General features: G+C 32.2%; 20 protein-coding genes. 8 read left to right on the top strand and 12 right to left on the bottom strand.

Annotation, left to right across the window (positions count from 1 at the left end; genetic code table 11):
• Nucleotides 1–10 precede the first annotated feature (10 nt).
• Complete coding sequence (locus Q1A01_RS06445) at nucleotides 11–526, top strand: DUF6155 family protein (protein WP_299677723.1); 516 nt, start codon at nucleotides 11–13, stop codon at nucleotides 524–526.
• Nucleotides 527–629: 103 nt separating this feature from the next.
• Nucleotides 630–2,153 carry a DEAD/DEAH box helicase family protein gene (locus Q1A01_RS06440; RefSeq protein WP_299677720.1) on the top strand — a complete coding sequence of 508 codons (1,524 nt, stop codon included), beginning with the start codon at nucleotides 630–632 and terminating at the stop codon, nucleotides 2,151–2,153.
• A gap of 136 nt (nucleotides 2,154–2,289) precedes the next feature.
• Here the strand turns inward: Q1A01_RS06440 and Q1A01_RS06435 are convergent, their stop codons facing one another.
• A complete protein-coding gene (locus tag Q1A01_RS06435; RefSeq protein WP_299677717.1) occupies nucleotides 2,290–3,213 on the bottom strand; it encodes a hypothetical protein in 924 nt (307 codons plus the stop codon).
• Between the two features lie 393 nt (nucleotides 3,214–3,606).
• Between Q1A01_RS06435 and Q1A01_RS06430 the strand changes: the two genes are divergently transcribed.
• On the top strand, nucleotides 3,607–3,807 hold the full coding sequence (locus Q1A01_RS06430; protein ID WP_366520086.1) for a hypothetical protein: 201 nt from the start codon (nucleotides 3,607–3,609) through the stop codon (nucleotides 3,805–3,807).
• Between the two features lie 5 nt (nucleotides 3,808–3,812).
• Here Q1A01_RS06430 and Q1A01_RS06425 read toward each other — a convergent pair whose 3' ends face one another.
• The 6 genes from Q1A01_RS06425 to Q1A01_RS06400 form a co-directional block, all read right to left on the bottom strand.
• The gene (locus Q1A01_RS06425; RefSeq protein WP_299677714.1) at nucleotides 3,813–4,064 is read right to left on the bottom strand and encodes a hypothetical protein; all 252 of its coding nucleotides are present in this window, start codon (nucleotides 4,062–4,064) and stop codon (nucleotides 3,813–3,815) included.
• Between the two features lie 12 nt (nucleotides 4,065–4,076).
• A complete protein-coding gene (locus tag Q1A01_RS06420; RefSeq protein ID WP_299677711.1) occupies nucleotides 4,077–5,396 on the bottom strand; it encodes a dipeptidase in 1,320 nt (439 codons plus the stop codon).
• Between the two features lie 180 nt (nucleotides 5,397–5,576).
• A complete protein-coding gene (locus Q1A01_RS06415) occupies nucleotides 5,577–6,842 on the bottom strand; it encodes a hypothetical protein (protein WP_299677708.1) in 1,266 nt (421 codons plus the stop codon).
• Between the two features lie 226 nt (nucleotides 6,843–7,068).
• Nucleotides 7,069–7,863, bottom strand: coding sequence for a TerC family protein (locus Q1A01_RS06410; protein WP_299677705.1), 795 nt, complete (start codon nucleotides 7,861–7,863; stop codon nucleotides 7,069–7,071).
• Nucleotides 7,863–8,240, bottom strand: a complete 378-nt coding sequence (locus tag Q1A01_RS06405; RefSeq protein ID WP_299677702.1) for a DNA topoisomerase IV — start codon at nucleotides 8,238–8,240, stop codon at nucleotides 7,863–7,865. Before Q1A01_RS06405 ends, Q1A01_RS06410 begins: the two co-directional genes overlap by 1 nt.
• Nucleotides 8,241–8,266: 26 nt before the next feature.
• Nucleotides 8,267–8,656, bottom strand: a complete 390-nt coding sequence (locus tag Q1A01_RS06400; RefSeq protein ID WP_299677699.1) for a helix-turn-helix transcriptional regulator — start codon at nucleotides 8,654–8,656, stop codon at nucleotides 8,267–8,269.
• Between the two features lie 183 nt (nucleotides 8,657–8,839).
• On the opposite strand from Q1A01_RS06400, the gene Q1A01_RS06395 reads away from it, so the two are divergent.
• The 3 genes from Q1A01_RS06395 (at nucleotide 8,840) to Q1A01_RS06385 (ending at nucleotide 11,239) form a co-directional block, all read left to right on the top strand.
• On the top strand, nucleotides 8,840–10,078 hold the full coding sequence (locus tag Q1A01_RS06395) for a M14 family zinc carboxypeptidase (RefSeq protein ID WP_299677696.1): 1,239 nt from the start codon (nucleotides 8,840–8,842) through the stop codon (nucleotides 10,076–10,078).
• A gap of 80 nt (nucleotides 10,079–10,158) precedes the next feature.
• Nucleotides 10,159–10,641 (top strand): winged helix-turn-helix transcriptional regulator, encoded by a 483-nt coding sequence (locus Q1A01_RS06390; protein WP_299677693.1) that lies wholly within the window; start codon nucleotides 10,159–10,161, stop codon nucleotides 10,639–10,641.
• Nucleotides 10,642–10,720: 79 nt separating this feature from the next.
• Complete coding sequence (locus tag Q1A01_RS06385) at nucleotides 10,721–11,239, top strand: DinB family protein (RefSeq protein WP_299677690.1); 519 nt, start codon at nucleotides 10,721–10,723, stop codon at nucleotides 11,237–11,239.
• 14 nt (nucleotides 11,240–11,253) lie between these two features.
• On the opposite strand, the gene aroB is transcribed toward Q1A01_RS06385, so the two are convergent.
• Nucleotides 11,254–12,327, bottom strand: a complete 1,074-nt coding sequence (aroB, locus tag Q1A01_RS06380) for a 3-dehydroquinate synthase (RefSeq protein WP_299677687.1) — start codon at nucleotides 12,325–12,327, stop codon at nucleotides 11,254–11,256.
• Between the two features lie 86 nt (nucleotides 12,328–12,413).
• Here aroB and Q1A01_RS06375 point away from each other — a divergent pair, with 86 nt between their 5' ends.
• Nucleotides 12,414–13,583 carry a proline dehydrogenase family protein gene (locus Q1A01_RS06375; RefSeq protein ID WP_299677684.1) on the top strand — a complete coding sequence of 390 codons (1,170 nt, stop codon included), beginning with the start codon at nucleotides 12,414–12,416 and terminating at the stop codon, nucleotides 13,581–13,583.
• A gap of 26 nt (nucleotides 13,584–13,609) precedes the next feature.
• Here Q1A01_RS06375 and Q1A01_RS06370 read toward each other — a convergent pair whose 3' ends face one another.
• The 4 genes from Q1A01_RS06370 to tsaE form a co-directional block, all read right to left on the bottom strand.
• Entirely contained in the window at nucleotides 13,610–13,987 is a 378-nt protein-coding gene (locus Q1A01_RS06370; RefSeq protein WP_299677681.1) for a DUF4258 domain-containing protein, read from the bottom strand.
• A 3-nt stretch (nucleotides 13,988–13,990) separates the two neighbouring features.
• Nucleotides 13,991–15,190: an alanine dehydrogenase gene (locus tag Q1A01_RS06365; RefSeq protein ID WP_299677678.1), complete on the bottom strand. Its 1,200-nt coding sequence runs from the start codon at nucleotides 15,188–15,190 to the stop codon at nucleotides 13,991–13,993.
• 70 nt (nucleotides 15,191–15,260) lie between these two features.
• The gene (locus Q1A01_RS06360; RefSeq protein ID WP_299677675.1) at nucleotides 15,261–15,869 is read right to left on the bottom strand and encodes a hypothetical protein; all 609 of its coding nucleotides are present in this window, start codon (nucleotides 15,867–15,869) and stop codon (nucleotides 15,261–15,263) included.
• Nucleotides 15,870–16,228: 359 nt separating this feature from the next.
• Nucleotides 16,229–16,636: a tRNA (adenosine(37)-N6)-threonylcarbamoyltransferase complex ATPase subunit type 1 TsaE gene (gene tsaE / locus Q1A01_RS06355; protein ID WP_299677673.1), complete on the bottom strand. Its 408-nt coding sequence runs from the start codon at nucleotides 16,634–16,636 to the stop codon at nucleotides 16,229–16,231.
• 375 nt (nucleotides 16,637–17,011) lie between these two features.
• On the opposite strand from tsaE, the gene Q1A01_RS06350 reads away from it, so the two are divergent.
• Nucleotides 17,012–18,760 (top strand): AraC family transcriptional regulator, encoded by a 1,749-nt coding sequence (locus Q1A01_RS06350; RefSeq protein ID WP_299677671.1) that lies wholly within the window; start codon nucleotides 17,012–17,014, stop codon nucleotides 18,758–18,760.
• Nucleotides 18,761–18,946 lie beyond the last annotated feature (186 nt).

The following is an 18,946-nucleotide window of genomic DNA, read 5'->3' as shown; positions in this document are numbered from 1 at the left end:
ATATTAGTTTATGAGTAAGCGAGCACTTAAAAAATATTTAGATGAGTTGAGCCAAGAAGCACTGAAGGAGCAAGTTATAGATTTGTATGATCGCATCCCGCAAGTAAAGACTTTTTATGATTTTGTTTTTAACCCTAAAGAGGAGGCGCTTATTGAAGATGCTAAAATTAAAATTAGTAATGAATATTTCCCAACAAAAAGGAAGAGAGCGCGTAAAAGGAGATCTGTTGCTCAAAAATATATCAAACAATTTAAATTACTTGGAGTAGATCCAAAACTATTAGGAGACCTTATGTTTTTTAATATTGAAATTGCACAAACATATAGTGCGTCTGTTGTAAAAATGCCTGATGCGTTTTTCAAAAGTATGCTTGTTTCTTTTAAAGATGTGATGCAATATATTAGTTATCATCAACTCAAAGAGGAGTTTAGCAACAGAATAGAGGGTGTTGTAGACCAATCAGAATCTCAAAATTGGCCCAATTCAGGCCTTTTTGATGATGTTGCTAATGATTTTGTTGATTAATTGTTGATAGCCGTCGTGAGATTTATGAATTATGCTTTCGCGAAAGCGTAAAAATCACTTAGTTTTGCAAGAATCCCGTTTAATCATATAAAAAACTGAATTTTTGAGTCAGATTTTACAAAAAAATAAAGCGCCACAGAAAGAATTATACGACTATCAATTAAAAGACCTTGATGCCATCTTTGGTTGCATGGATCGATGTAATGAAGATTATAACTTGTTATACCAACTTCCAACAGGAGGAGGAAAGACAGTTATTTTCTCAGAAATTGTGAGAAGGTATATAGAAAGGAATAATAAAAAAGTTGTAATTCTTACACATAGAATAGAGCTTTCTGTACAAACATCACGTATGCTTACAGAGTTTAAGGTGCCAAATATGGTTATCTCTAGCGATGTAAAGTCTTTAGATGGTGCAAAAGATTATATGTGTTATGTAGCGATGGTAGAAACACTTACTAACCGACTGCAAGAAGAACAAATTAGTTTTGAAGATGTAGGACTAGTGATTATAGATGAAGCACATTATAATTCTTTTAGAAAGTTATTTAGCTACTTCCATAAGTCATTTATCTTAGGTGTGACTGCAACGCCCTTAAGTTCTAATATCAAGTTACCTATGAAGGATAACTATGATGAGCTTTTAATAGGTGAAAGTATTCCTGCACTCATTGAAAGAGGATTTCTCGCACAAGCAAAAACGATCTCTTATAATGTAGGGTTATCATCTCTGAAATTAGGAATTAATGGAGATTATACAGTAAAGTCTTCAGATATCTTATATACAGATACTTCTATGCAAGAAAAATTACTTGCAGCTTATGAAGATCAATCAAAAGGGAAGAAAACACTTATTTTTAATAATGGTATTAATACGTCCAGATATGTGCAAGAGACTTTTTTGGAAGCAGGATATGCCATACGCCATTTAGATAATACAAATAGCGCAAAAGAGCGTAAGGAGATTTTAGAGTGGTTTAAGCATACTCCTAATGCTATTCTTACTTCTGTAAGTATTCTTACAACAGGATTTGATGAACCTACAGTAGATACCATTATTTTAAATAGAGCAACAAAGTCATTAACCTTATATTTTCAAATGATTGGGCGTGGCTCACGTATTTTACCTAACAAAAAAGACTTTAAAGTCTTAGATTTAGGGAATAATGCTGCTCGTTTTGGTTTGTGGGAAGCACCTATAGATTGGAAAGAAATTTTCCAGTTCCCAGATTTCTATTTAGAAAACTTAATAGGGGATGAAGAAATTGAACGCAATTTTGCATATGTAATGCCTCCAGACTTACGTAAAGAGTTTGCCAACACTGAAAAAGTATATTTTGATATTAAAAAAGAGTACAAAAAAGTAGTAGCAGAAGGTAAAAAAGCAAAAACTGCACTAGATAATGCAGTAGAGCAACATGCGCTTATGGTAGTTGATAATAGTGAAGATGTGTTTGATGCACGTATACTTGCTAGAAAATTGAAAGAAGACATTGCCTATCGTGTACGACAGTACTCCTATAGTATTATGAATAATACGCAAAATTATAGAGATTGGTTACAAGAAGATTACGAACGTAAATTACGCCTTCGAATCAATCAGATTTGCACAGAAAGGGATATGTGATCTTATTAAGTAATGATGAAAAAGGAATCTTTGATACGTATAAAATCAAAGATTCCTTTTTGATGAAAATAAGGTTTTTAATGTGTAAGAAAACAACAGTAGAAACCTATTTTTAATTATTTACCCTGAATTTATTTTAAGGGGTTACATCTTCAATTACAATACCGCCACTACCGTTGGAAGAATAAAGGTCTGCTTCATATCTGTATAAATGTAATCCATCGAATGATTCATAAGGTCTATATACTGTTCTGCCTCCAGAATTAGATACAGATCCATTTTCAGCTCCATCAGAATGGCCATCACATCTACCTTGCCACCAGACATTATAAGTTATACTCGTACTTGCTCCACCATCTCTAAACCAAATACCTAGACTTCTTTTTTGAGCGTGTATATCTGCAACTAGACTAAAATAAATACCTGCTTTTTGAAAAGCTACTTTTCCATTTCCTCTTTTTCTTCTTGAAGACTTCCATTGACGATCTATTGTACGATGATTAGCGCCAGAATCACAAGCCCTTTGAGCATTTATAGTTCCTCTTGATCCTTGGTTAAGTAATTGAAGTATTTCATCTTCAGTACTAAAAACCATAATGTTATTATTTTTCAAATTATCAAAAACAAGATCATCATATTCTTCTTGATATTGATCTTCTAGTACCAATACTCTTTCATTGTGTAGATCAACTTTGATCAAATATGAATCAATTTTTACAATTTTATCTTCATTAAGAATTTTAGGTAAAATACCATAATCATCATATATAAAATCAGCTGTGTTTTTTAAATTATTCGTATTACGAGTGTCAGTCTCTGTTAGATCTAAGTCAGGCATCTTTGATTTTAATGAGACAAAATTGAGTTCGTTAGTTTTATTTTCAATAATAGTCGGGTCTTCAAAGATTTTTTTATAATCATCTTGAGAATTAAATGACATAAGATGACTAGTGATCAATTCTTGATCTAAGCTTTCTTGTAATTCAATTGTATTAGATTCATCCTGACAAGCAAAAAGCACACTACTTATAGCTAGCCCATATATGATTTTTTTAAACATAATTTTTAATATATTATTTGATTTTAAGGATATGCCTAAATATTTCATTAACATTAAGACATGAAGTTTAACTAATTTCTTACGCGTTAGAAACACATTTTGAATAATTCATTTTCTCCTATTTAAAAACTATTAAATCAAAACGTTACACAAACTTATAGTAGATTATTTCTAAATTTAATTCATCCCAATAAAATGTGATGAAATAGAATGAAATGTGTAATAGAATTAATTATTTGTAAACTATTATAAAGTATATATGGGACGGATTACTTTTTTCTAGGGATAAATTTATAAAGCATTAAAAATTAATGTTTTAAATGATTTAAGAGTATAGAAGAAGATAAAAATCAAAAAATGCCATTAGATAATGCAGTAGAGTAACATGCGCTTATGGTAGTTGATAATAGTGAAGATATGTTTGATGCACGTATACTTGCTAGAAAATTGAAAGAAGACATTGCCTATCGTGTACGACAGTACTCCTATAGTATTATGAATACTACGCAAAATTATAGAGATTGGTTACAAGAAGATTACGAACGTAAATTACGCCTTCGAATCAATCAGATTTGCACAGAAAGAGATATGTGATTACATCACAATATTTTTTTTCTAATTACATATATAATAAAGATTAATAGAACATAAAAGAGTCTTCCTAATCCTTGAAGATGATTCATTTGTTCTATTTTTTTTTGATATCCATGTTTTTCAAAACGTTTTTGCTCAGAATAATTCAACCCATTTGCTATACCGTTGAAAGGGATAAAGAAAAACGTAAGTGATTCTTTCTTAGTAAGAGGTTCGTGTTTACGTTTTTCTTTGTTTTTTAGTTCTTCTTCTGTCAAAATAACATGTAATTAGCTTTTTTGTATTTCTTGTGCAATGGCTTGCACTTCATCAAGAACACGTAAAAGATTTCCACTCCACAGTTTTTCTATTTGAGCTTCCGTATAACCGCGGCGTACAAGTTCTATCGTTACATTCATGGTTTCTGAAGCGTCTTCCCATCCTTCAATACCTCCGCCACCATCAAAATCTGAAGAGATGCCTACATGTTCTAATCCCATTTTTTCAACTAGATAATCAATATGATCTACAAAATCAGAAACATCTACAGCAGGAGGGAGGTTATCCATTGTTTTCATTTTCTCACGACGTATAGCCGCCATGGTTCCTAAGAAATCAAAGTATTTTTCCCTTGCATCATTATCTAATGCCATTACGGCTGCTCTACCGTCTAACCAAGTAACTCCCATAGAGTCTGCAATTTTTTTAGCAATTTCTACTTCATAAGTTACTCTTTTTTCAAATTTTTCGGTATTTAAATAACTTTTAAAAGCAACGGTTTGTACAACACCACCATTTTCTTTCATCCATTGTAATTGTTCATCATCTAGATTGCGGCTATGATTACATAAAGCACGTGCAGAAGAATGTGAAGCGATAATAGGAGCTTTGGTAAGCTCAATCATTTGGCGCATCGCCTCTTTACTAGGGTGAGATACATCTATCATCATACCTACGCGATTCATCTCGGCAATCACTTCTTTCCCTAAAGCACTTAATCCATTATGTAACCAAATACTATCTGCTTCTCCAGTATTACTATCACTTAATTGACTATGTCCGTTATGCGCTAGAGACATATAACGCCCTCCAAGGTTATAAAACTTTTCTACATTACTAATGTCTTCACCTACTGGGTATCCATTTTCTATACCAATCATAGCTACTTTTTTACCAGACTTCCAAATACGTCTCGCTTCATCTGAAGTAGTTGCTAGTTGGATTTGATCAGGAGCTATTTCTTCACAAAGTTTATGAATAGCTTCAAATTTAGACATGGCATTTTCATAAGCAGCTTTATATCCATTAGCATTTAAAGAATCCTGACCTGTATATACAATAAACCAAGGCACATCTAATCCTCCTTCTTGCATTTTTGGAAGGTTTACCTGAGAGGTTAATTTTTGTGTGTAATTAATAGAGTCGGTAAAGTTTTTTACATTGATATCACAGTGAGTATCCAATGTCATTACATTTTTGTGTATTTCTTTTGCTTTGGCAAGTATTGCTGCTTCTGTCATAGGGGTTGTTCCTTCTGGTTGTTCTGTGGTATTTTCTTTACAAGAAATAGATAGTATCAGAATGGTAATGAGGATGATTGATTTGTTCATAGTGAGTTTCTGAATTTTGATGTCTAAAGATACATAATGTGGGTAAATATTATAACTGCTTATGTTGCTGTTTTAAATATGTAGATATACGCTTTCGCGAAAGCGTATAAAGAGGAAGTCCCCAGTGCTATTTTGCACCTGGGGACTTCCCAAACTAACCAACCAAAAATCTATATTTTTTTATCCTCTACGAGATCTGCTTGAAGATGCTCTTCCTTTTGAAGAACTAGAGCGGCTTTTGCTACTGCTTCTTGAAGCACTACTTGATCTTTTAGAAGAACTACTTCTTGTTGCTTTAGGAGCACTAGAACGTTGCGTTCTTGAGCTTTTTGCGCGATTGCTAGAAGATGGTCTTGAAGCACTGCTTGATCTTTTTGTAGATCGAGATGCTACACCTCTTGAATTTCCACTTCTAGATGTCGATTTTGAAGCGCTACGCGTGGTTCCTCTTGAGTTTCCTTTCGATACATTTCTATCGCTTCTACTTGCAACTCCTCTTGAGTTTCCTTTCGATACATTTCTATCACTTCTACTTGCAACTCCTCTTGAGTTTCCATTTGATGTGTTTCTATCACTTCTACTTGCAATACCTCTTGAGTTTCCATTTGATGTGTTTCTGTCACTTCTACTTGCAATACCTCTTGAATTATCTCTAGACGTATTTCTATCATTTCTACTTGCGATACCTCTTGAATTATTTCTAGATGTAGTAGCTGCACTTCTAAAACGAGCATTATTACGATCTACATTATCACGACGCCCATTGTTATGTGCTACACGACCTGTAGAAGGGCGTCTAAAGTCACGTCTTGAATTGTGATATCCATTTGCATACCCCCTGTAATAGTTATTTCTGTGGTAAGTGTAGCTATAACGTACAGGTGTATAATATCTTCTATATGGTGATGTGTATACTAAACATCTATTGAATACAGGTCTGTAAAAATATGCATGAAATGGGCTGTATACATAGTATCTATTAAAAGGGTTTATAAATCCTGTATAATGAGAATACACTCCAAATCTGTTATAATGTACATATAATCCACCTACTTGTACTAATCTATTATTTCTATAATTGATACGTACATCTCCAGCCTGTGTCAAACGTCCATAGTAATCATAATATAATGGAGTACCTTCAATTTGAATAACAGCACCATAATCATCATACTGTATATATGGATCATAATCAAAACCTGTATTAAAACTTATACCTACAGGTCCTGCATTAACATTTACAGCAAGTCCATCTGTGTATTGAGGGATATAAAAATCAAATTCTCCATCAGGAAATACTGAAAATTCAATTCCGTTTTCTACAAAAATATATTTGCTGCCGTCATAAACAGTACCGCGACGAACGGTGTTTGTAGTTTCTGCTGCAACATATGTAGTAGATCCTATAGTAAGTAGACCGATGAGTAATAAAGCAAACTTTTTCATAATACGAGTTTTTAGATTCATAACTGTGTGTTTGATTGATGAACACACTATCTACATAACAAGTTACGTGCCAAAAATTTAAATATCTGATTTTTAGACTTTTATGCAAAATGTTGATTTACTTTATAAAAAAAAGCGACTATGAATTCATAATCGCTTTTAAGAATTTTATGTTTTTTACTTATTTATGACTACTAATGAATGGTTTAGTTTAATACCTCTAGACCTACTTAGATATAGACTTTTTTCTAAATTGAAAGTTAAGAAACTCAACAAGTAAAGAAAATGCAATGGTAAAGTATAGGTACCCTTTTGGAATACTCCCTATCTCTGATCCAAATATTTTCAAGTGTGATAAATGAGCAGCTTCTGCAATAAGCATAAAGCCAATAAGTATCAAAAATGAGAGACCTAATATCTGTAAAGAAGGGTGCTTATTTATAAATTCTCCTACAGGATTTGCAAATAGCATCATAATAAGGATAGAGACAACTACTGCTATGATCATAATAATAAGGACATCATCTGGGTTGGGGGAAAGTCCACTAGTCATTCCTACTGCAGTAAGAATAGAATCAAATGAAAAGACAATATTAATAACAGCAATTTGAACAATTGCTTTTGTTAGAGATGAAGAGCTCTTATCTTTAATTTCTTGTTCTTCTACACCAGCCTCATCTACTTTTTCATGTATTTCGTGTACACTTTTCCATAAAAGAAAAATTCCTCCTGCAAAAAGAATAATAGCTTGCCAGCTTATTCCGGCAGTTATCCAAGAAGCGTTAATATGCCAGAAAGGTACGCTTAAGGCAATAAGGTATGAAATGCCAAAGAGTAGGGCTATACGCATAATCATAGCCAAAAATAGGCCTATATTAGTAGCCTTTTTTCTATTTTTTTCAGGAAGCTTGTCTGAAGCTAATGTGATAAAAATAATATTGTCTATTCCAAGTATAACCTCTAAGAAAGTAAGCGTCAGTAATGCAACCCATGCATCTGATGAAGAAAAGATTTCGAACATTAGTTTAGTTTTTTGGCGGTTCCTCTTTGTTTTTTAGTTTTTCCAACAAGTGAGTACTCAAAGGTATAAAATTCTCCTTCAGTATATAAAATCTTCATATGAACGGCTTTTTCTTCACTCATACTCTTAGGGTTTATTTTTTTTACAATCCACTCACAATCGTTAATCCAACGAACACTAGAAGAATCTACTTTGTTGTTAAAATAAGCAACTTCAAGGGTGTCATTGCGTGTAAAACGTGTTGTTACGAGCGCACCTTCAATAAGCTCTTCGTAACTGAATTCGCCAGTTTTAAAGCTAGCGCAATCTCTTTGAGGTGTTTTACAGGCTATTATAAAAAGAAGTGAAAGAAATGTAAATGTGATGTGTTTCCCCATACTGCTAAAATACAAAAATGATAGGGCTATGTCGTTTCATAACTTTCAAAAGTACCATCGTCCATAAAGATAATAATGCGTTTTATTTTTTTACTTGATGTGTTTTGTGATGTATTTGAAATAATTGTATTGATAGCTTCCTTTTCTGTATTTGTATTTAAAGTAGGAGGTGGGGAAGTGATTTCTTCTGTTTTAGGAAAAGAACCTTTTCCTTCTAATAGCCAATATAAATCTACCTGAGGAAATGTCTTTACAATCTTCATAACAAAATCTAAACTGGGTTTATTTCTACCAGATAAAATATGTGAAATAGTAGCTCTTCCAACATGAATTCTATCAGCAAACATAGCTGCAGATAATTCATATTCTTTAAGGATTTCATCAAGTCTTTGTGAGAAGTTTTTATTGTTTACCATTGTAAATTAACGTATTCCTTATATATACGTTACAAATGTAAATTTTTGATGTTTTTCTCACAACAAGAATACTGTTAAATCTTTTAAATAATTAAACTTAAACTTCATGTAATTTACATATAATATTGATTGATAATTGTTTATTTAATTTACTCTCTACTATTGGATTTTTTCCAAGATTGCATGAATAATAGAGAGGTTATTTGTTTACAAATGAATACTTATGTGCCATATGTGTTATTTACAAATGTAAATTTTATAAAGTTTAACTTTGTAAACACAAAAAAAGAAACATCATTGGAAACGCTTTTAAATTGGCATAAAATAAATTATGAAAAACAACTCTTTGGTCGTTATATTCATGTGTCATTAATTCTTAAATTGTTAGAAAATTTACCTCCAGAATTTGAAGTAATACAGCGTGGATTTTCTGTAGAAAAAAGACCTATACATTCTGTGACAATCGGCACTGGAAAAACGAAAATATTACTTTGGTCACAAATGCACGGAAATGAAAGTACAACCACTAAAGCATTATTTGATCTCTTTAAAGCTTTTCAGAATTCTAGTGAACTTTCTATTTTTAAGGATATTTTGTCATCTTGTACATTGTGTATTATACCTATTTTAAATCCTGATGGAGCTGCTGCTTACACACGTGTAAATGCAAATAGTATAGATTTAAATAGGGATGCACAGCATAAATCACAACCTGAAAGTGTTTTACTTTGGGAGATTTATAAAGAGTTTGCACCTAATTTTTGTTTTAACCTTCATGGGCAACGCACTATTTTTGGTTTTGAAGATACCGGGACACCATCTATTCTATCGTTTTTAGCTCCTTCGGCAGATGCAGAGAGAAGTATTACGCTTTCGCGAAAGCGGTCTATGCAAGTTATAGCACATATACACAAGGAACTTTCGCCATATTTATCTGAGAATATAGGCTTGTATGATGATGGTTTTAATATCCATTGTACTGGGGATACATTTCAAGCAAATAAAACACCTACGATACTTTTTGAGGCAGGACATTTTCCAAATGATTATGATAGAGAAATAACAAGACAATATGTATTTATGGCAATAGTGGCTGCTTTAGAAAATACAATGAGTACCACATCTTCTATTGATGAACAGTTATATTTAAGTATTCCTGTACATCAAAAATGTTATTGTGATATCTTATTTAAAAACTCATTAGATGGTGATGTTGGAATTCAGTTTGTAGAAAAATTGACTAGAAATAATATTGAATTTGTTCCAGAATTTTCTTCAGAAGAAACTACTTCTTCAATGTTTGGTCACCGAGTTATAGATGCTTCTGGTGTAGAAATTAAAAAACTTTTGAGCGAAAAGTTAATAGGAAAACCCGATATAAGACATTTAACTTTAGATGATGGACGTACTATAACGTTATAGTATTAAATTCCCGCAACTAATTGCATATTATTCAATAAAAATGATTTAATTTTGAATTAAATTCAATGAATCATACAATAATGGCAAAATTCAAACTTGACGAAGTTGATCACCAAATACTGGATATGCTCATAGAGAATACCAGAATCCCTTTTACTGATATAGCTAAAAAATTACTCATTTCAGCAGGAACTGTACATGTACGTGTTAAGAAAATGGAAGAAGCAGGAATCATAACCGGTTCTTCACTCAGTCTTGACTATGGGAAATTAGGATACTCTTTTATTGCTTATGTAGGTGTATTTTTGAACAAAACCTCACAAACTACATTTGTACTAGAACGTATCGCTCAAATTCCATTTGTAACGGTAGCACATGTTACTACTGGGAAATTTAATATTTTCTGTAAAATCAGAGCTAGAGATACAAACCATGCAAAAAATGTTATTTTTCAATTAGATGATATCGAAGGTGTATATAGAACAGAGACCATGATATCTCTAGAAGAGAGTATCAATGACAAAAAACGATTAATGCATTCTATATTTCAGGATTTAATATAACAGTATATTTTTAATCATAGTATCATTACCCTTCTAGTATTCTAGGAGGGTTTTTTAGTACCTTTACGTAAAAAAAACTATGTATACAACTGATTTAAATGCTTCTGAATACAACCCATATTACGAACCTTTTATAGCAATATTAGAAAAAGAAGTTGCGCTGGTGGATATCCTTATTGAAAGTAGAAATGATGTGCTTTCTTTTTTTAAAGACATACCTGCAGAAAAGCTAAGCTATCGATATGATGTGGGTAAATGGACTCCTAAGGAGGTTTTAATGCATATTATAGATACAGAGCGTATTTTTGCTTACAGAGCACTGCGGTTTGCAAGAAAAGACACCGTAGATCTCTTAGGTTTTGATCAAAATAATTTTATACCTCCCTCCAAAGCTGATTCTCGAACTATTGAATCGTTACTAGAAGAATATGAAGCTGTCAGAAACGCAACAATCGTACTTTTTAAAAATTTTGATGATACAATGCTAAAAGAAATAGGCACAGGAAGTGGTAGTAAGATGTCAGTAAGAGCATTAGGCTTTATAACTGTAGGTCATGAGAAGCATCATGTATCACTTATTAAAGAACGTTATCTATAAAAACTCTTAATGTATCATGAGTTTGTAGCATAAAAATCAAAGGCTTCATAAATCAATTCGTTTGAAACTTCCTGATCAATCACACCTTTTCCTATAGATTCTAATAGCACAAAATTAACTTTACCATTTGTGTTTTTCTTATCGTGTTTTAATAACTCAATGATGTGATGTATATCGTCTTTTGAGAAAGAGACCGTGTCGTACATTTCTGAAAAGACCTTGTGTATATGCTTGAACTGCTGTTGTGGTAAAGCAGTTAATTTAGTAGAAATATAACTTTCTAAAATCATACCTATTGCAATTGCTTCACCGTGTAATAAAGTAGTTAATTTAGAGTGACTCAAACAATACGATTCTATAGCATGTCCTAACGTATGGCCGTAGTTTAGTGTTTTTCGAAGGTTTTTTTCTGTAGGATCCTTTAGTACGACTTCATTTTTTATAACTACGCTATCATAGATAAGTGAATTAAGATCTTCAGTAGTCATAGATGTTAAGTCTGATAACTGTTGCCAATAGGTTTCAGATGCAATGAGACCGTGCTTATACATTTCAGCTAGACCTGAGCGCATTTCGTTTTTAGAGAGAGTTGCTAAAAATCCAGTATCAATAAGCACTAACTCTGGATTATTGATAACTCCAATTAAGTTTTTCAAACTTCCTAGGTCTACACCGGTTTTACCTCCCACAGAGGCATCTACCATGGAGAGTAGGGTTGTGGGGATATTAATAAAATGCATGCCTCTTTTAAAAGTACTAGCTACAAATCCTCCCAAATCAGTAACAACACCACCTCCTAAATTGATAATTAACCCTTTTCGATCTGCATCAAGATTTGCTAATGCATCCCATACTCCAGAACATGTTTCTATCGTTTTATTTTCCTCTCCAGGAGTAATTTCTATAACTTCTATTGATACGTCAGTTTGTAGTAAACTTAAAAATGTTGCTAGACAGTGTTCATGAGTATTGCTATCAACAATCACAAATATTTTTGAGTACACAGCTGTCTGTAAAAGGTTATTTAGCGCTTCATAACCAGGGGTATTAAAAACAATTTCATAGCTAGAAGCTTTGATAGGTTGCATAGATTTTATTTTAGGGTGCCAAATTACATCTTTTTGTGTAATTCACATTCAGTTTGAATTATATTTGTAACACAAAATAAACTACTATGTCTTCTTCAATTTTTGACAATACAGAACGTGCCTTTGTGCTAAAATCAGATAGCGAACTTGAACGCGCTTATTTTCTGTTTAAAATGATTTCTAAAGAACCACTTGTGCGTATAGGTACTGCCATGACAAAGTTTGCATTGAGCGCAAAACTCCCTGTAGAAGGACTTATTCGTTCTACGGTATTTGATCATTTTTGCGGTGGTGTAAGTGAAGATGACTGTATTCCTGTGATGGATAAGTTATTTGAAGCTGGAGTTTGTTCAGTATTAGACTACTCTGTAGAAGGGAAAGAGGATGAAAAGCAATTTGATGCATGTTTGACCAAAGTGGTAGAGCTTACTGATTTTGCAGAAGAAAAAGAGGCAATGCCAATTTCTGTATTTAAACCTACTGGGGTTGGTCGTTTTGATATATGGCAAAAAAAGACAACAGGAGAAGTATTTACTTCAGAAGAACAGGAAGAATGGGATAAAATAGTAGATAGGTTTGATCAAATATGCAAAAAAGCTAAAGAGACTGATGTTGCTGTTTTAATAGATGCAGAAGAAAGTTGGATGCAAGATGCAGCAGATGATTTAGTAGCTGAAATGATGGCTAAATACAATACTGAAAAAGCAATCGTATTTAATACATTACAGTGTTATAGATGGGATCGATTAGATTATCTTAAAAAACTGCATGTAGATGCAAGAGTAAAAGGTTTTAAAATAGGAGTGAAGATAGTAAGAGGCGCTTATATGGAAAAAGAAAATGAGCGCGCGGAAGAAATGAAGTATGAAACACCTATATGTGCGAGTAAAAGTGATACAGATGATAACTTTAATAATACACTAAAATATATTTTTGACCACCTAGAGGATGTTTCAGTATTTCTAGGAACACATAATGAAGCTAGTTGTTTGTTAGCTATGGAAATTATGAAAGAAAAATCAATAGCAATACATGATAAGCGTGTTTGGTTTGGACAGTTATATGGAATGAGTGATCATATAAGTTTTAATCTTGCATCAGAGGGATATAATGTAGCTAAGTACATGCCGTTTGGGCCAGTAAAAGATGTGATGCCATACTTAATTAGAAGAGCAGAAGAGAATACATCTGTTGCAGGACAAACAAATCGCGAATTAGAACTTATCAAATCAGAACGTAAACGCCGAAAAATATAAGAGATACCTTTTTGGTAAAACTAATTTTATTCCAAAGGACTCACTTCTTTGATATGTACGTTGTCCTCACAATTTTCGAGAATTAGCTTAAGCTCTTGCCCTTCTTTAGCTTCGCCATATACCATATACTCTGCACAAGGCTCTTTTCTTGGTTGGCTTTGTCCAAAGTCAACATCACCTAGTTTTAATACGCGATTAATAGCGACAGTATCTAATTGTAATTGGGTTAAAGACTCTTGCGCTTTTCGCGAAAGCGTATACGACTTTGTATTGATATTTTTTAAAACTCGTGCTTCTGGAAAGTAGGCACAACTTGTTTTTTTTCCGCTAAAGAAAAAAGCTAATACAATTAAACCTAAAGAAAAGCCACCTAAATAGTATCCTATTCGATGTAATAAACGCATATGTTAAAATATAAGAAGATTGATATCTCGATAATGCAAATTAAACCAATTTGCTACCGACTTGTTGGTTAAAACGCCGTGGTAAAAATACAAACCGTTTTTCAATCCTTTGTCAAATCTTAGTTTATTTTCTATACCTCCTTCTTCGCCTATATCTAGAAGATAGGGTGTGAAAATATTACTTAGTGATATAGAGGCAGTTCTAGCGAAGCGTGCAGGTATATTTGGCACACAATAATGAGTGACGCCATGTTTTATAAATGTGGGTTGATCATGAGAAGTAACATCGCTAGTTTCAAAGCATCCGCCCATATCAATGCTTACATCAATAATCACAGCACCAGATTTCATTCCTTGTATCATGGGTTCAGTAACAATAACTGGAGATCTATTTGCTCCCCGAACAGCTCCTATAGCAACATCACATCTTTTTAATGCTTTGACTAAATTTTTAGGTTGAAGGGTAGAGGTATACATAGGTCTCCCTATGTTTGTTTGTATGCAACGTAACTTGGTAATAGAATTGTCAAATATTTTTACGTTTGCACCTAAGCCTATAGCAGACCTAGCGGCAAATTCACCTACAGTACCAGCTCCAATAATTACCACTTCAGCTGGAGGAACTCCACTTATATTTCCTAATAACATTCCTGTTCCGAGATCTGCACTACTCATTAGTTCTGCAGCTACTTGAACAGCTGCAGTACCAGCTATTTCGGATAACGTTCTAACAGCAGGGTAGGTGCCATCATCATCTTTTATAAATTCAAAAGCAATAGCGGTAATTCGTTTACTTGCTAATTTTTCAAAATACTCTTTGGTTTGTGTTTTTAGTTGTAAAGCAGAAATTAATACGGTTTGTGGATTTACCATGTCTAACTCCTCAATAGATGGTGGCTCTACTTTAAGAATCATTGGACATGAAAAAACCTTGGCGGTATCATTGGTGACTTCTGCGCCAGCTTCACTATAATCCTTATCAGAGTAACGAGCTCCTTTCCCAGCTTTGGACTCTATAAGTACACGATGTCCATTTGCAGTAAGTGCAGCTACAGCATCTGGTGTAAGGCATACACGTCTTTCTTGAAAATGAGCTTCTTTGGGAATTCCTATAAATAAGTCTCCTTTTTTCTTAGCAATTTCAAGGGTTTCTTCTTGAGGGAGTAATTGTGCTCTTGTAAAAGGACTATTTGGTGTATTCATAGGTTTATATAAGGTTGTTACCCAAAAATACGGATTTAAAAAGTAATTTTAAGACATCTGATTTAGAAGACTACTCATTACTCATATACATAGGATCTTCATCTTCCTCATTGTCATTGTTAAGATCCTTACTATCTTCTTTTTTTTGAATCTCTCCTTTCCAACTTACACGACTTAATTCACTTAAGTCAATACCATAGATTTTATCAAATATTTTTGTTCTAATAGTGTAAGAAAAAATAAGCATTAAAAAAATAATAGGTCCTAGTATATATAGCACTTTGGAATCAGGAATATTAATTTCATCATTCAAAATAGTATAAATTTGAACAATAATCATACAAATAGGGACTAGAATAGCGTGATACCACCAATGTTTACAGGTGAAAAACCAGATTAATAATAAAAATAGTGGGACAATTTGATTAAATAAAGTCCAAATGAACACCTGAACACTACCATAATAATTGCTATGTATAGTACCAAATGGAGAATCCCAAACATCTATGTCTGGGATTCCTTCATATAAATAAAAGAAATAAGGTGATATTATAATGACTAAAGCTATTAAACTACCATAAAACAACCCTTTTTTCTTGTAAGATATGGCTTCCTTATGCGTTGTTGTTGCCTTGTCCAGGAGCTTTAATTTTTGTTTTGTCGATTGCTTGGGTTGCATTAGTTTCGTTGGTTGCAGTGTACATAAGTGCGGTAGCACCTGCTATAAGCAGTGCTAATAGTAAAGCTTTAACTTTCATAATCGTGAGTGTTTAATATTAATGATTTGTTACTGCAAAAATGATTAATCACTCTAAAAGTTACGCTATTCTATTTTTTTTGTATATTCGCGCGTTTTTTTTAAAAAATAACGAATTACCTATTATATTCACTTAGTTTAATTAGTATCTTTAAAAAACATTTTTTTCGTTGAAGAGATTTCTAATTTGTTTTTCATCGCTTTAAATAAAAAAAAAATAAGAAATCACCTACAAAATATTCCTACCTATTGATGTGAAATTTAACATTACTTTAACATATCTACATCAATTTTATTAATCTTTCGCCAATTTCATTCATTGAAATGTGTATTTTTTGACTATTGTTTGGTATAAAACTACGTATTTTTTCTGGCCATTCGATAAATATCCAATCACCTTGATCAATATATTCTTCAAAACCAATATCTAGTATTTCTTCTTCTTGCTCAATTCTATAGGCATCAAAGTGATAAATAGTTTTATTACTTTCGGTCTTATACTCGTTAACTATTGAAAAAGTAGGACTTGAGACATTATCAGTTACGCCTAAGTGTTTTGCTAAAGAAGTGATAAGTGTTGTTTTTCCAACACCCATTTCGCCATAAAAAAGTAATACATTACTTTTTGCGGCCTCAATAATACGCATAGAAATACTATCTATTTGTGATAGTATATAGGTTATTTCCATTTTATATAATTCAACTTGGGATCTTAAATATAGGGAAAATGTGATAAAAAGGTTCTAATCATAAATTGAAAACCCTTTTAACTGTAATTAAACTTGAAAAACATAAATAACCGCTATAAGAGAAAGTATGCTATTAAATACAGGTCCCAGTTTTAGGATTCTGCACCACACAAAAGATTTAAAACTGGGATTGTATCATTTTTTCACTTTCATCAATAATTAATTATTTTAAAGCCTAAGGGCTTCGTATTTTTGATATCCCAAAATTGCTATTAATCTTCTTAGTCAACAAGTTAAATACAAGAACATTTATAAATATTCAAGTCATTTTTATAAATATTCCAATCATCAATGATCATATATAGATCTCATTTTATGAAACTTACATCGATTTTTGTTTTTGCTTTTATATGTTTTTTGTCCCAAAGTACGATGTACTCTCAAGAACCCATATTAGATGGTTATACCCCTATAGATTCTTTAAAAAATAGAGATTATAAAGTATATGTAAATCATTTTAATAGAACAGCGCCAGGTTATGATAAAGAACCTGATAGCCTTTTTGCACATGAAGTAGCAATGACATATTTATGGACGGCAAATAAATTAAGAGATACTTTACATATGGGTAAAGCCTATGGTTTTTTAGGATTACTAGAAGGCTATAGGCTCGATTATTTGGATAAAGCTATTACTTATACAAAAAACTATGATGATAACATTCAACCTGCACTTGCATACAGTTTAAAATTTGTCAATCATTACTATAGTGGTAATTATAAAGAAGCAAATAATATGTTATTAAAAGCCCTTCAGTATGCAAGAGAGAGAGAGAATCTTAAATTATTTTATGAATTAGAATACAATATTATTTTGCTTAAATCAGATTGGGGAAATAAAAAAAAATCTATACTCATTTTTAAAAAGTATCTAGCTTTTATGGGTTCTTCAAAATATGATTCAATATTTTTCAACTATTCTAATAATAGAAAAAGAAATGAATATTTTTCAGCACAATATCTTTTAACAAAGCTATATTATGAAGTAAAAGATTACAAAAATGCTTCGATCTATTTAGATTCTTTACATCGATACGGATTTCAAAATAATATAGATGGGTATAAACTCAATTATTACGGGCTCAAAGGGGGTATTTTATATAGAGAAGGTCAATATCAAGAAGCTTTACAACACACAAATCAGTATCTAGAAGAAAACGAACCAGATGATATTTATGGAACTAGTAGTTCCTTAAATATGAAAGGCCTCATATTGTGGAAACTCAATCGTAAAAAAGAAGCTGTACAATCCATCAAAAAAGCTGATAGTCTCTATCAAATTACCGATGATGAATTTGAAGAGCTAGGAGAGGGGTATCAATTGTTAATCAATTATTATAAAGAGATCAACGATACAGAGAGTCAATTAATATATCTCAATAAACTCATAGGATTTGATCGGAAAATTTCTTCTAATTATATTGAAATTGGTAATCGTATAGAACAAGAATATACAATGCCCCAATTATTAGCTGCAAAAGATGAAGTGATCTTAAAACTTCATAAAGAAAAAAGTTCAGAACAACGAAATAAGTACTTAATTATTGGTGTGTTGGGAATGTCGCTACTAGTCGTTGTCTATTATATGCGAAAGAACTATCTCAATAAAAAACGATTTAAAGTATTCCATGAAAGATATAAAGAACAAAAGATCTCTATTGAAACCAAAAAAACAATTCCTGAAAAAGAAAAAATAAGTGTTGATCTTGAAGAAAAACAACTCGCATTAATTTCAAAAGGATTAACTCAGTTTGAAAAATCACATGGATATTTAGAAAATGCTATTAGCTTAAAATCATTATCAAAAACATTAGAAACCAATTCTACTTACTTATCTAAATATATCAATGGGGTAAAAGAAGCTAACTTTACTACTTATATCAGTGATTTACGTATTCATTACGCAATACAGAAACTACAAGGAGACAAAAAGTTTCGATCTTATACCATAGAAGCTATCGCAAGTGAAGTAGGTTTTTCCAATACACGATCTTTTACCAATCATTTTAAAAGAGTTACTGGAATTACAGTGTCTTATTTTATGAAGAAGCTTCCTTTGTCCTAACCTTCTCCCGAAAGGAGAAGCAGCTTTTTCGTCAATTTGAACTTGTTTCAGATTTTCCTGGATATAATCAACTCTATGTTTTATTGAGATGTTGAAATAAATTCGGAATGACGTTTTATAGATGCTGACACTTGTTTGTCAAATCGAGCGCAGTCGAGATATTGTTTAAAACAAAATAGAGTACTA

The sequence above is a fragment of the uncultured Dokdonia sp. genome, assembly GCF_947492815.1.
Taxonomy (GTDB): Bacteria; Bacteroidota; Bacteroidia; order Flavobacteriales; family Flavobacteriaceae; genus Dokdonia.
The sequence above is the reverse complement of the archived record's forward strand: the minus strand, read 5'-3'. Positions and strand labels throughout refer to the sequence as shown.